Origin of the sequence: Thiobacillus sp. SCUT-2 (assembly GCF_035621355.1) — a bacterium.
Lineage (GTDB): Bacteria > Pseudomonadota > Gammaproteobacteria > Burkholderiales > Thiobacillaceae > Thiobacillus > Thiobacillus sedimenti.
Window position 1 is genome coordinate 317,043 of record NZ_CP141769.1, and the last position, 12,167, is coordinate 329,209.

Consider the following 12,167-nt stretch of genomic DNA (forward strand, 5'->3'; position numbering starts at 1 on the left):
GAGCTGACATGAAATTCGTAACGGCAATCATCAAGCCGTTCAAGCTGGACGAAGTGCGCGAGGCCTTGTCGGCCATCGGCGTCACCGGCCTGACGGTCACGGAAGTGAAGGGATTCGGGCGGCAGAAGGGCCACACCGAGCTGTATCGCGGCGCGGAATACGTGGTCGACTTCCTGCCCAAAGTGAAGATCGAAGTGGCCATCAAGGCCGAGTTGCTGGAGCGCGTGATCGAGGCGATCGAGAAGGCGGCCAACACCGGCAAGATCGGCGACGGCAAGATTTTTGTCAGCAGCCTGGAACAGGTCGTGCGCATCCGCACGGGCGAATCCGGCCCCGACGCCCTCTGAGGAGCCTGAACATGAAAAAGCTATTTGCTTCGCTGGGCTTGATGTTGGCCCTGCTGTCACCCCAGTTCGCGCTGGCGGACGACGCTGCGGCGCCGGCGCCCGCCGCATCCGTTTCGGCGCCGGCCGAGCAGGCTGCGCCTGCAGCGGCCGTCTCACCCGCTGCGGCTGCAGCCCCCGCTGCTGCGGTCGTCGCCGCGCCGGCCCCCACCCCCAACAAGGGCGACACGGCCTGGATGCTGCTGGCGACGATCCTCGTCATCATGATGTCGATTCCCGGGCTCGCGCTGTTCTACGGCGGCCTGGTGCGCAGCAAGAACATGCTGTCGGTGCTGATGCAGGTGTTCTCGATCTTCGCGCTGATCACGGTGCTGTGGGCGGTCTACGGCTACTCGCTGGCCTTCACCCAGGGCAACGCGTTCTTCGGCGGCTTCGACCGGCTGTTCCTGAAGGGAATCTTCAACCCGGTGGACGGCAGCGTCGCGAACGCCGCGACCTTCAGCAAGGGCGTGGTGATCCCGGAATTCGCCTTCGTCGCGTTCCAGGCGACCTTCGCGGCCATCACCGTCGCGCTGATCGTCGGTTCGTTCGCCGAGCGGATGAAGTTCTCCGCGGTGATGCTGTTCTCCGTCCTGTGGTTCACCTTCGCCTACATTCCGATGGCGCACATGGTCTGGTTCTGGCCGGGTCCGGACGCCTACACCGACGCCAAGGCGGCCGAGGCGGCCACCGCGACGGCCGGCTGGCTGTTCCAGAAAGGTGCGCTCGACTTCGCCGGCGGCACGGTCGTGCACATCAACGCCGCGATCGCCGGCCTGGTCGGCGCCCTCGTGATCGGCAAGCGCGTCGGCTACGGCAAGGAAGCGATGACGCCGCACAGCCTGACCATGACCATGATCGGCGCCTCGCTGCTGTGGGTGGGCTGGTTCGGCTTCAACGCCGGCTCCGCGCTGGAAGCGGGCGGCACCGCGGCGCTGGCCTTCATCAACACCCTCAACGCGACGGCGGCCGCGGCGCTGACGTGGACCTTTGCCGAGTGGCTGCTGAAGGGCAAGCCCTCGATGCTGGGTGCGGCTTCCGGTGCGGTGGCGGGCCTCGTCGCCATCACCCCGGCCTGCGGCTGGGTCGGCGTGGGCGGTGCGCTGGCCATCGGTGCGCTGGCGGGCGTGGTCTGCCTGTGGGGCGTGACCGGCCTGAAGAAGCTGCTGGGCGCGGACGACGCGCTGGACGTCTTCGGCGTGCACGGCATCGGCGGCATCCTCGGCGCGCTGCTGACCGGCGTGTTCAACACCTGGAAGCTGGGCGGCACCGGCATCGTCGACTACGTCAACAACACGATCGTCGACACGCAGATCGCGTCGCAGGTGTGGATCCAGGCGCAGGCGGTGTTGACCGCGCTGGTCTGGTCGGGCGTCGTGGCCTTCGTCTGCTACAAGGTGGTCGACCTCACGATCGGCCTGCGCGTCAGCGAAGAGCAGGAACGCGAAGGGCTGGACACCAACCAGCACGGCGAGCGCGCCTACTCGATGTAAGTCTTCCGTTCTCCTTGGAAGCCGGGGCGCCCTGCAGGGCGCCTTTTTTTTCCATGCCGGAACCGGGCGCGATCCCGGCTAGCGTTGCTTCCTGTAATAGCCGACGAGTTCCGCGTGGCCGAGGACGTGGCCGTGCATCGCCCGTTCCAGCGCGGCCTTGGTCGGCGGCTGCAGCGCCGGCAGCACCGTGTCGAGTGCGTAGAGCTTGTGCACGTAACGGTGCCGGCCGATCGGCGGGCAGGGGCCGCCGTAGCCGGTGCGCTTCCAGTCGTTGAGGCCTTCGCGCGTTCCGGGCGGCAATTCGGAGACGCCCGCCGGGAGCCCCATGGCGTCAGGCGGGAGGTTGTAGAGCACCCAGTGCACCCAGGTGATTTTCGGCGCGGCCGGGTCGGGCGCATCGGGATCGTCGACGATCAGCGCCAGGCTCTTCGTGCCTGCAGGCAGGCCCGACCACGCCAGCGGCGGCGACTGGTCGCGCCCGTCGCAGGTGTTCAGGGCGGGGATGTCGGCATGATGGCCGAAGGCGCTCGAGCTGAGTTCCATCGCGGGGCTCCTGTCCGTGGCGCACGCGAGGCCGGCTGCCAGGGCGAGGCTCAGCGCAGCCCGTGCGCGTGTCGCTTTCTGCATCGTGAATGGCTCCATTCGCCCTTCACTATAGGGTTTGATCGGGCAAAAAAGAGGCATACCCCCAACATACATTTTCTACCGTCATACGCTGTCAGATTTGCCTCTTCCGCACCCCCATCTACGGAATATTTCGTTCGACAAGTTCTGATCGTATTTACGTTCGAAGCACAAAAAAAAGCCACCTGGTGGGTGGCTCGGCATCAAGCTTTATATCTCAGTTCACATTTTGACGAATAAAGATCGCCTGCTGAACCTTGCTAAAAACGTCTTGATACACTTGTGGGTCTTCAATCGGTTGATCATGCGCGCCGCGCATGCCATAACCACTAGATGTCTGGGTAGAGTTCACGAAATTTAGGCGAACCTTTGTGCGCCCCGGGACGATTTCTTCTACAAAGGCCGTTGCCTGTACGTCCTTCATTACTTGGCCGACAAATGGAACGAAGCTTTGTTGAGTCGGGCTTTTGGCACTAATGAGGCCGGTTTCGAGATTGGCATTTCCCACCACGTAGCCCAAGTCTTGGAACACGGATAGCGTTGATGCGAAAGCCACTTTCTTCGTCGTTTCGAATTCTTTCGCTTGGATGGCCTGTAGCTCAAGCGGAGATTTCGTTGTTTGCGGCGCCATTGCGCAGCCGCCCGTAAACAGAAGCGACGCGATCAACGGAAATGCTAGATATTTTCTCATGGCTTAGAAGGAGGTCGCGTTATACGTAAAGTCAGTGACAGCGGAGTCTTTAAATTTAATAATTATGGTGAGCGTTCGTTGCGTTCGAGACGTTGCTCCACTTGCCCGGGTTGTCGAGCCTATTCCAGCCGCGCCGACATTGCCTGTCCCCCCCAAAATCAACCCGGCAATGCCGTTTTGACTTGTTGAGTATGCCGTATCCGTGCTCACCTTGTCGTAAATCCACGTCTCAATTCCATCTCGATCTTTGGTAACCATGTTTGGGGCGCCCAAAACTTTAGCCACATCTGCTTGAGACATGCCGGTTTTGATTTCCCGCTGAGCTACGCCCAGAGTGATTTTTGCCTCACTCGAATCGCCAAGTTCCCGGCGGTGATCCGCAACAGTCATGCAGCCCGCTAAGGATAAGATCCCTAGCATGGTCAAGGCTAGTTTGGTTGTTTTCATGATTTCGCACCTTATTGATTATTTTAATTGCGAGTCTACTCGTCTTGGTGCGTAAAAAAAAGCCGAGTCCGCTTCTGAACGACGCGATGTTTCTGCGCCACGTCGCGGGGATTCCCCAGGGATTTTTTTCAATACTTGCGTTTGACAGAGTAAGGGACGCGGCTGCAGCGGCGGTCAATATGCTGTTTTCTTGCCAAGCGTAGGTACTGAAAGAATCATGACGCCCGTCTTTGGGCCGTCGGCCAAACGCCATCTGTCGGCCGTTTTGGCTCGATGGCCTTGCGTACCGTCACTGCGACATCCTTGGCTGCGGCGTGTGGCCGAGTGCAATCTGTTCGGACGTTAGCGCGCAGCCTGACAGGCTGGCCAGCACCAGACGGCATGTGACGGGCAGTACGTGGTTTCTCATCGTTCTCCTTCGGAATTGAATGTGTTCCTGCCGAGCGGGCAGCGCGGCCAATTTGGAGTGCCCCCAAGCGCTCGCAAGGCTGCTCCGGCCGTGTGTTCCTCCGGCGCGGCTGCCTTCGCATGTTGCAGGATGGGTGCCGCGCAGGCGCTGCCAGGCGGGAGCGGGCGTGACGGAACGCGGCTTGACGAACGCGTGCGCCGGGCCAAAAAGAGGCTATACAAAAGTGTCGTATTCGGGCGGTCAGACCAAAAACGTGTGCGAGGAGGCGATCTTGGGCAACTTCAAGAAAGGCATGCAGGGCGTTCACATGGGTCGCTTCCCCACGCGGCTCGGCGTTTCTCTTGCGCAAGCGGGGCTGATCACGGCGCTGGCGTGCGCCGCGCCGGTTGCGCGGGCGGACGAGCCGCCGTCGCCCGCGCCGGGCGATCTGGCCGCGATCAAGCAGGAGCTTGCGAAGCAGGCCAGGGCCCTGGCGGAGCAGCAGCGCGAGTTGGCGATCGAGCAGAAGAAGCTGGACGCGCACCGGCAGGCGCTGGACGACAGCCGGCGCCGGCTGGCCGCGCTGCAGAAACAGCTCGGGATGGCGCCGGACGAGCCGAGGGCGGGCGACGATGACCTGCTCGTCTCGGGCGGACAGGGCGGCGGCAGCGTACCCGAGAATCCGCCCGTCGACGTCGGCACGCTCTTCGCCCAGCCGACCATCCTGACGCCGAAGGGCGCGGTCGTCTTCGAGCCGTCGCTGCAGTACTCGTTCAGCAATTCCGATCGCGTCTCGATCGTCGGCTACAGCATCCTGCCCGCGCTGGTGATCGGCCTGATCGACGTGCGCACGGTCAGCCGCAGCACCTGGATCGCGGCAGCGGACGTGCGCTACGGGCTGACAAACCGCCTCGAACTCGAGGCCAAGGTGCCGTACGTCTATCGCTATGACGATACCTTCAGCCGGCCGCTCGACCTGAGCGGAGGGGCGACTGAGCAAATGTTCAACGCCAGCGGAAACGGCATCGGCGATATCGAACTGGCCGCGCGCTACCAGCTGAATCTGCCGAAGGGAAACGATCCCTTCTATATCGCAGGGCTGCGGTTGAAGACGCGAACCGGCAAGGACCCGTTCGAAGTCAGCTATGCCCCCGGCAGTACGCTCATTACCGCCGGCTCACTGCAGACCGAACTGCCGACCGGCTCGGGTTTCTATACCTTGCAGCCCAGCCTGAGCATGGTCATGCCGGCCGATCCGGCCGTGTTCTACGGCGGCATCAGTTACCTCTGGAACATCAAGCGTGACATCAACAAGAACGTCGGTGGCGTCCAGATCGGGCAGGTAGACCCGGGGGACGGCGTCGATTTCAACGTGGGCATGGGGCTCGCGCTGAACGAAAGAAGTTCGTTCAGCGTCGGCTACGAGCATACCTGGATCGGCAAGAGCACGCTGAACGGCGTCACGCCGCCGACCGAGCTGACGACGCAGCTGGCCAGCCTGCTGGTCGGCTATTCCTACCGGCTCAACCAGACCACCAGCCTCAACCTGTCGATCGGCGCCGGGCTGACCAACGACACGCCGGACACGCAGATCACGCTGCGCGTCCCGATGCGCTTCTAGCCGGCGGGCAAGGCGACGCCTGGCCTGCTTCGTTCAGCGCAGGCCGGCCGCGCTCAGCTGGTTGAGCGCGGCGCCCAGCCGCATCGCGGCGGCGGCCTGCTGCATCGAGAGCGTGGCGTTCAGCACCGTGAGGTTGCGGATGACCTGGTTGTCCACCGTGTTCTGGATCACCGTGTTCAGGGCCGACAGCGACTCCGGCAGCGTGAAGTTGTTGCCCGTGCCGTTCTGGACCAGCGTCAGCACACCCTGGTTGTTGAGAATCTGGGTGGTGACGGTCGTCGGGGGCGATCCGCCTGACGCAAGCTGCGGCGGCGGGCTGCCACCGGACGGAGGCGAGGGCGCGTTGGTCACGGGGCTTGCGGGTGCAGGCGGGGGCACGCTGGCGACCCCTCCGGCCACCGGCGATGCGACAGGGCCGAACTGCAGCGGTGTGAGCTTCATCGACGAGACGAGCTGGCCATTGACGTAGGTCAGTTGCTCCAGCGAAAAGGCCAGCGTCACCTGCATGCCGTTGAGGTTGAATTCGAAGCCGCCGCGCATGGCGTCGAGCTCGGCGTCGGTCGCCGCCGCATAGCCGTCGAAGCCCGACAGGCCGGCGTGCGCCGTTCCGCAGGCGAGCAGCGCCGCCACCGCCAGGCCGTGGGGTGTGAAATTTGTGTTCATGATGGTCACTCAGTAATCGCCGGGCTGCCTGCGCAGCAGGGTCGCGTTGGCGAGGCCGTCGGGCCCGCTCGCGAGGCTCAGCGGCGCCTTCTCCTTCACCCGCCAGTCCCGTGCGGCGTTGAACACCGCCTTCCGGTCGAGGCCGTTGATGACGAAGAGAATCCTGCTCGCCATCATCTTCTCGAACTCGGGCAACGGATAGATGTGCCCGCCGAGCGAAGGGTCGCCGACGGCGACCAGGCCGTCGCGGATGCCCTTGACCACGACGAAGTGGTTGTAGCCGTTTTCGCGGATCAGCACGATGGCCGGGATGCCCACGCTGGCCAGGCGGCTGAGCGGGGCGACGTAGCCGTCGGCCGAGTAGCCGCGGCTTTGCAGGAAGTGCTTGAGGTCGAGCAGCGAGAAGCCTTCGCGGCGAATCTTCTGGTGGTCGCCGTCCTCCCACATCGCCTTGAAGATCGTGGGCTCGTCGACCGGGTCGCCATAGTGGTAGGTGAGCAGGGTGGACAGCGCCGCGGAACCGCAGCTGAAATCCAGCTCCTGCCGCACCGTCTGCCGGAACTGGCGTTCCTTGAGGCTCTGGACCCTGACGTTGAAGCTGCCGCCGTCCACGCCGGGCACCAGCGCCGAGCCGGCCCATGCCGGAGGTGCCAGCAGCAGGACGAGCGCAAGCAGAAACCGGGCAGGCATCTCACTGCACCTGCAGGTTGAGAATCGTTGCATTCTGGATCAGCACGTTGTTGCCGGAATTCTGGATCACGGTGGAGAAGCCGGAATTGCCGGTCAGGGCGCCGTCGGTGACGTAATTGCTCCCGGTCACGCTGTCGAGCGCGGTGTTGTTGTAGACCGAGGCGTTCAGGTCGTTGAGGTTGGAAATCGTCGTCGTCCCGCCGCGGTTGCCCGCCAGTTCGGAATCGGGCACGGCCGCGGAGAACGCCGCGGGGGGCGACGCGCCCGGCGCAGGGAGCGGGTCGGAGCGCGCCGCCGTCGCAGCGAGCAGGGCCGCTGCAGCCAGCAGGAGCAGGGTGACATGGCTCATCGTGACGTCCCTCCAGGAAACCCCCGGGACCGCCGCGCGATCCCGGGGCACACGGGGTCAATGCACCGACAGGTTGGCTTGTACGGTCACGCCAATCTGGGTCAGCGCATTGGCGCCGGTGTTTTGCGACACGGAGATGATGCCGGCACCGTTGGTCAGGCTGCTGCCGATGGTGTTGGAGGCATCGTAGGAGCCGGCGTTGCCGCCGGTCGAATTGCCGCCGTTGCCGCCGACGCCGCCGTTGCCCGTGGTGGCCGAGGCCATCGCGCTGCTGCTGGCGCTGCCGCCCATGCCGCCGCTGCCGCCGGAGCCGTTGGCCGTGGCGGTGCCGCCGGTACCACCGGTACCACCGGTGCCGCCTGCGCCGCCGGCCGCGCCTGCGCCGGCGACGCCGCCCTCACCGGTACCGCCGGTGCCCGTCGCGCCTGCCGCACCTGCGCCGCCCATGCTCGTCCCGGCTGCGCCGACTGCGCCGGCACCGCCCGCGCCGCCGGTGCCGGTCGCGCCGACCGCGCCCGCACCGCCGGTGCTGGTGCCGGCCGCGCCGGTTCCCGCCGCGCCGGTGCCGGTCGCGCCGGTTGCGCCGTTGCCGGCGGTGCTGGTTCCGGTCGCGCCGGTCCCCGCCGCGCCGGTGCCGGCCGCACCGGTGCCGGTGGCGCCTGCGGCACCCGAGCCGCCCGCGCCGCCCATGCCGGCCGCCGCGGTGCTGGTGCCGGTCGCGGTGCCCGCACCGCCGGAGCCGGCGCCCGCCGTATCGGTGCTGGTGGTGCTGCCGCCGGTGGAGGTGCCGCCGCTGCCGGCGGTCGACGTGTTGTTGGTGGGCCCGTTGGCGCCGTTGCTGGACGTGCCCGCCCCGCCGCCGGTTCCGCCGCCGCCGCCGCCACCCGCGCCGCCGGTGTTGTCATTCGCCGTGGAGACCGGCACGCCGGCACTGACGCCCAGCGCGCCACCGCCATTGGCGCTGGAAGAGCCGCCGGAACTGCTGCTGCCGCTGTCGCCGCCGATGCCCTTGCCGCCCATGCTGCCGGTCATGGCCGCGCTGTCGCCGCCGATGCCCTTGCCGCCGCTCGCGCCGCTGCCGCCGTCGCCGCCGATGCCCTTGCCGCCGACGCCGAAGCCGCCTAAGCCGCTGCCGCCCGACGCGTTGCCGGAGCTGCCGCCCGAACCGCCGTCACCGCCGTAGCCCTTGCCGCCGATGCCCAGGCCACCGAGGGCGTCGCCGGAGCTGCCGCCCGAGCCGCCGGCACCGCCGACACCTTTGCCGCCGTTGCCGCCCGAGCCGCCGGCGCCACCCATGGCGTTGCCGGGGCTGCCGCCCGAACCGCCGTCGCCACCGTAGCCCTTGCCGCCGATGCCGCCGATGGCGCCGCCGCCGTTGCCGCCGTTGCCGCCGTTGCCGGCGCTGCCGGCCATGGTGTCGCCGCCGATCGCCTTGGCATAGCCGCTGGCACCGTCACCGCCGTTGGCGCCGTAGGACTTGCTGTGCGCGTCCTGGTTGGCGTCGCCGGAATTGCCGCCCATGCCGCCATCGCCGGCGCGGCCGCCGCCGTAGGCGGTGTTGCCGCTGGGGAAGACGACGTTGTCATGTACCTCGCCATTCAGGGTCGTCGTCGCGGTGGCGTTCACCGTCGAGTTGAACGAATCCCGATTCTGCGACTGGGTGTTGAAGGAGTCGCTGTAGTGGGTGTCGGTGTGGGTGTTGTACGAATCCTCGACCTTGCTGATGGTCTTGTTGTGCGTACTGCTGTCCGAGTTGTTCGAATCCTTGGTGACGTTGACGGTCTTGGTGTTGGTGCTGCTATCCGAGTTGTGCGAGTCCTGCGTGGCCGTCGAATTCTCGTTGGCCGCCGCGCCGGAAAGCTTCTCCTGGGTGGAGGACGCGGTTGCGGACTGGCTGACCGTGCCGTCTTGCGACGTCGGTGAACTGTTCGTGTTGGTGGGGTTGGCCCAGGCCTGGCTTCCCATCCCCAGGGCCATGGCGATCGCACTCGCCAAGAGGGTTTTGTTCATGTTCTTGCTCCTTAAGCTGGTGTTGAAACTGGCTTCGTCCTGAGCCGTTGCAGCCGGGCTCGATGTGCCTGACTGCACCTTCCGTGCCAGCTACGCAACGCATTGATCGACAAGGAGATTGGTGCGGCCGCCTGCGGGCGACGCAGGAATCGCCCGCAGGCGGGTGACTCATCTGCGAGACAGCCGCGGGCGGCAGGCGCGCTTGGGCGCGGTTTTTTTCTCGCGGGATCAGGTGCTTGGACGCATCCGGCAGGCGCGGCGTCGAAGTGTTCAATTCCTGCGACACCCGGTCGTCCCGCGGGATCGCGGTCGGCCGCAAAAAAGCAAGAGACGTGCACGCTCGCAAAACTTTCCTATAGTGACGCATTGCTTCGCAGCAGTTGATCCAGCGGGTGCCACGCCAAGGCGCTGCAGTACGGGATGGCGACGTCCCGGCGGCGACGGTCATGCCTTCGTGTCGAGGCCGCGTGACGAGCAGGAGGAGTGATGTCGAGACGGGATGTAATCGTGCACGCCGCCGCGCCCTGGCGGACGCAACTCATGGGCGTGCTGGCGGAAGCGGGATGGCGGCCGCTGGCGCTGGGCGAGTTCACCGACCTGCCGGGCGAGCGACGGCAGGACGTGCATGTCGGGGTGGTGAGGCTGGGCCGCGCCGACGATGCCGAGATCGACGCCCTGGACGAACTGATGGCGAGCCGGCCGGAAATCGAGTGGGTCGCGCTGGTGCCGACGGCCGCGCTGCCGAATCCCCGCGTCGGCCGCTTCCTGCGCCACCGCTGCTTCGACTTCCACACCCTGCCGATCGACACCCCCCACTTTCTCGCCACGCTCGGCCATGCCGAGGGCAAGGCCCGGCTGCCGAGCGGCGGCGCGGCGGGTTGCGAGGCCGAGGGTTGCTGCGGGATGATCGGGCACAGCCCGGCGATGCGAGACCTGTATGCGGCGATCCGGAAGGCGAGCGCCGTCGAGGCGCCGGTGATGATCAGCGGCGAAAGCGGTACCGGGAAGGAACTGGTCGCGCGCGCGATCCACCAGCTTTCGCCGCGGCGGGACGGCCCGTTCATCGCCGTGAACTGCGCGGCGCTGCCGGCGAACCTGATCCAGGCCGAACTGTTCGGCCACGAAAAGGGCGCGTTCACCGGCGCCTACCAGCGCAAGATCGGCCGCCTCGAGGCGGCGGCAGGCGGCACGATCTTTCTCGACGAGATCGGCGACCTGCCGCTGGAGATGCAGGTCACGCTGCTGCACGTGCTGCAGGACAAGGTGATCGAACGACTCGGCTCCAACCGCGAGATCCGCCTCGACGTGCGGGTGATCGCCGCGAGCCATGTGGAACTCGAGCAGGCCGTCGCCGACGCCCACTTCCGGGCCGACCTCTACTACCGCATCAACGTCATCCGGCTCCGCACCCCGGCGCTGCGCGATCGCGAGGAGGACGTGGAACGGCTCGCCCGCGCCTATCTCGAGCGCTTCCTGCCGGAGTCGCGCGGGGGGGTGCGCGGCTTCAGCCGCCAGGCGCTGACGGTGATGGCCAATTACGAGTGGCCGGGCAACGTTCGCGAACTCATCAATCGCGTGCGGCAGGCCGTCGTGCTGAGCGAGAACCGGCTGCTCACGCCACGCGACCTCGGGCTGGAAAAGCGCGTCTCGAGCGAGGGGTTCATGACCCTCGAGGAGGCGCGCTCGCGCGCGGAGCACGACACGATCCGCCGCGCGCTGCGGCGCAACCAGAACAACGTCGCGGCGGCCGCACGCCAGCTGGGCATCTCGCGGGCGACGCTGTACCGGCTGCTGGTGCGCGTGTCGCATGCCGGCGCGGCGGTCCATCCGGAGTTCCCGCACGCGGTGTCGATGGCCGGTCGCGCGGACTGACCGGCGCGGACGCCGGTCCGCAGGCGCTTTTGTATTGGCCGGGATTTCGGTAGGCTTCGGGCTGGTCATCCGGAACCCGACTTCATGCATTTCACGCCCGCAACCTTCCGCGCCTGGCCCAACAAGCGCGTCACCCTGCTCGGCATGTCCGGCGTCGGCAAGACGCACATCTCGTCGATGCTGCGCGGCCACGACTGGTTCCATTTTTCCGGCGACTACCGCATCGGCACCCGCTACCTCGACGAGCCGATCCTGGATCTCATCAAGCAGCAGGCGATGCAGGTGCCGTTCCTGCGCGACCTCTTGCGGCGCGACTGGATCGACATCAAGAACAACATCAAGATCCACGACCTGGGCCCGGTGCTGACCTTCGTCGGCAAGCTCGGCGGACCGGAGTGGGGCGGCCTCTCCCTCGACGAGTTCTCGCGCCGCCAGGCGGCCTACCGCGAGGCCGAGATCGCCGCCATGCGCGACGTCCCGGGCTTCATCCGCAAGGGACAGGAGATCTACGGCTACCCGCATTTCGTCAACGACGTTGGCGGCAGCCTGTGCGAACTCGACGAACCCGGGGTGATCGAGCTGCTCGCCGAGCACACGCTGATCCTCTACATCCAGACGACCACGCGCGAGGAGGAGGAGACGCTGATCCGCCGCGCGCAGTCCGACCCCAAGCCGCTCTACTTCCGGCCGGCTTTCCTCGCCGAGCACCTGCCGCGCTACCTGCAGGAGAAGGGCCTCGAATTCATCGCGCAGATCGAGCCGGACGACTTCGCGCGCTGGGTGTTCCCGCACCTGTTCCACTCCCGCATCCCGCGCTACGAGGCGATCGCCGGGCCGCACGGCTACACGGTGACCTCGCACGAAGTGGCGCAGGTGCGCGACGAGCACGATTTCCTCGCGCTGCTGGAAACGGCGATCGCGCGCAAGGGAAGCTGA

12 protein-coding genes are annotated in these 12,167 nt (G+C 66.5%); 5 read left to right on the top strand and 7 right to left on the bottom strand.

Features of this window, described 5'->3' with window-relative positions; all coding sequences use genetic code 11:
- Positions 1 to 8 precede the first annotated feature (8 nt).
- Both glnK and VA613_RS01465 read left to right on the top strand, forming a co-directional pair.
- A complete protein-coding gene (gene glnK / locus VA613_RS01460) occupies positions 9 to 347 on the top strand; it encodes a P-II family nitrogen regulator (protein WP_324780094.1) in 339 nt (112 codons plus the stop codon).
- Between the two features lie 11 nt (positions 348 to 358).
- The gene (locus VA613_RS01465; RefSeq protein ID WP_324780095.1) at positions 359 to 1,876 is read left to right on the top strand and encodes an ammonium transporter; all 1,518 of its coding nucleotides are present in this window, start codon (positions 359 to 361) and stop codon (positions 1,874 to 1,876) included.
- Positions 1,877 to 1,954: 78 nt separating this feature from the next.
- On the opposite strand, the gene VA613_RS01470 is transcribed toward VA613_RS01465, so the two are convergent.
- The 3 genes from VA613_RS01470 to VA613_RS01480 all read right to left on the bottom strand — a co-directional run bounded on the left by VA613_RS01470 (position 1,955) and on the right by VA613_RS01480 (position 3,638).
- Positions 1,955 to 2,503, bottom strand: coding sequence for a YbhB/YbcL family Raf kinase inhibitor-like protein (locus tag VA613_RS01470; protein ID WP_407702856.1), 549 nt, complete (start codon positions 2,501 to 2,503; stop codon positions 1,955 to 1,957).
- 214 nt (positions 2,504 to 2,717) lie between these two features.
- Positions 2,718 to 3,191 (bottom strand): hypothetical protein, encoded by a 474-nt coding sequence (locus VA613_RS01475; RefSeq protein WP_324780096.1) that lies wholly within the window; start codon positions 3,189 to 3,191, stop codon positions 2,718 to 2,720.
- Between the two features lie 3 nt (positions 3,192 to 3,194).
- Positions 3,195 to 3,638, bottom strand: coding sequence for a hypothetical protein (locus VA613_RS01480; RefSeq protein ID WP_324780097.1), 444 nt, complete (start codon positions 3,636 to 3,638; stop codon positions 3,195 to 3,197).
- A 680-nt stretch (positions 3,639 to 4,318) separates the two neighbouring features.
- On the opposite strand from VA613_RS01480, the gene VA613_RS01485 reads away from it, so the two are divergent.
- Positions 4,319 to 5,647: a transporter gene (locus tag VA613_RS01485; RefSeq protein WP_324780098.1), complete on the top strand. Its 1,329-nt coding sequence runs from the start codon at positions 4,319 to 4,321 to the stop codon at positions 5,645 to 5,647.
- Positions 5,648 to 5,680: 33 nt separating this feature from the next.
- Here VA613_RS01485 and VA613_RS01490 read toward each other — a convergent pair whose 3' ends face one another.
- Genes VA613_RS01490 through VA613_RS01505 form a run of 4 tightly spaced genes read right to left on the bottom strand, consistent with a single transcriptional unit; the run spans position 5,681 to position 9,359 of the window.
- A complete protein-coding gene (locus tag VA613_RS01490; protein ID WP_324780099.1) occupies positions 5,681 to 6,310 on the bottom strand; it encodes a hypothetical protein in 630 nt (209 codons plus the stop codon).
- Positions 6,311 to 6,319: 9 nt separating this feature from the next.
- The gene (locus VA613_RS01495) at positions 6,320 to 7,000 is read right to left on the bottom strand and encodes a C39 family peptidase (RefSeq protein ID WP_324780100.1); all 681 of its coding nucleotides are present in this window, start codon (positions 6,998 to 7,000) and stop codon (positions 6,320 to 6,322) included.
- 1 nt (position 7,001) lies between these two features.
- Positions 7,002 to 7,349 carry a hypothetical protein gene (locus VA613_RS01500; protein WP_324780101.1) on the bottom strand — a complete coding sequence of 116 codons (348 nt, stop codon included), beginning with the start codon at positions 7,347 to 7,349 and terminating at the stop codon, positions 7,002 to 7,004.
- Positions 7,350 to 7,406: 57 nt separating this feature from the next.
- Positions 7,407 to 9,359, bottom strand: a complete 1,953-nt coding sequence (locus tag VA613_RS01505; protein WP_324780102.1) for a hypothetical protein — start codon at positions 9,357 to 9,359, stop codon at positions 7,407 to 7,409.
- Positions 9,360 to 9,845: 486 nt separating this feature from the next.
- Here VA613_RS01505 and VA613_RS01510 point away from each other — a divergent pair, with 486 nt between their 5' ends.
- A complete protein-coding gene (locus tag VA613_RS01510; RefSeq protein WP_324780103.1) occupies positions 9,846 to 11,231 on the top strand; it encodes a sigma-54 dependent transcriptional regulator in 1,386 nt (461 codons plus the stop codon).
- 84 nt (positions 11,232 to 11,315) lie between these two features.
- Positions 11,316 to 12,167 (top strand): ATPase, encoded by an 852-nt coding sequence (locus VA613_RS01515; protein WP_324780104.1) that lies wholly within the window; start codon positions 11,316 to 11,318, stop codon positions 12,165 to 12,167.

What these genes read in the sequence shown, in the direction of transcription:
- glnK (WP_324780094.1), top strand. Translation starts at nt 9, where the DNA reads ATGAAATTCGTAACGGCAATCATCAAGCCGTTCAAGCTGGACGAAGTG.
- VA613_RS01465 (WP_324780095.1), top strand. Translation starts at nt 359, where the DNA reads ATGAAAAAGCTATTTGCTTCGCTGGGCTTGATGTTGGCCCTGCTGTCA.
- VA613_RS01470 (WP_407702856.1), bottom strand. Translation starts at nt 2,503, where the DNA reads ATGCAGAAAGCGACACGCGCACGGGCTGCGCTGAGCCTCGCCCTGGCA.
- VA613_RS01475 (WP_324780096.1), bottom strand. Translation starts at nt 3,191, where the DNA reads ATGAGAAAATATCTAGCATTTCCGTTGATCGCGTCGCTTCTGTTTACG.
- VA613_RS01480 (WP_324780097.1), bottom strand. Translation starts at nt 3,638, where the DNA reads ATGAAAACAACCAAACTAGCCTTGACCATGCTAGGGATCTTATCCTTA.
- VA613_RS01490 (WP_324780099.1), bottom strand. Translation starts at nt 6,310, where the DNA reads ATGAACACAAATTTCACACCCCACGGCCTGGCGGTGGCGGCGCTGCTC.
- VA613_RS01495 (WP_324780100.1), bottom strand. Translation starts at nt 7,000, where the DNA reads ATGCCTGCCCGGTTTCTGCTTGCGCTCGTCCTGCTGCTGGCACCTCCG.
- VA613_RS01500 (WP_324780101.1), bottom strand. Translation starts at nt 7,349, where the DNA reads ATGAGCCATGTCACCCTGCTCCTGCTGGCTGCAGCGGCCCTGCTCGCT.
- VA613_RS01505 (WP_324780102.1), bottom strand. Translation starts at nt 9,359, where the DNA reads ATGAACAAAACCCTCTTGGCGAGTGCGATCGCCATGGCCCTGGGGATG.
- VA613_RS01510 (WP_324780103.1), top strand. Translation starts at nt 9,846, where the DNA reads ATGTCGAGACGGGATGTAATCGTGCACGCCGCCGCGCCCTGGCGGACG.
- VA613_RS01515 (WP_324780104.1), top strand. Translation starts at nt 11,316, where the DNA reads ATGCATTTCACGCCCGCAACCTTCCGCGCCTGGCCCAACAAGCGCGTC.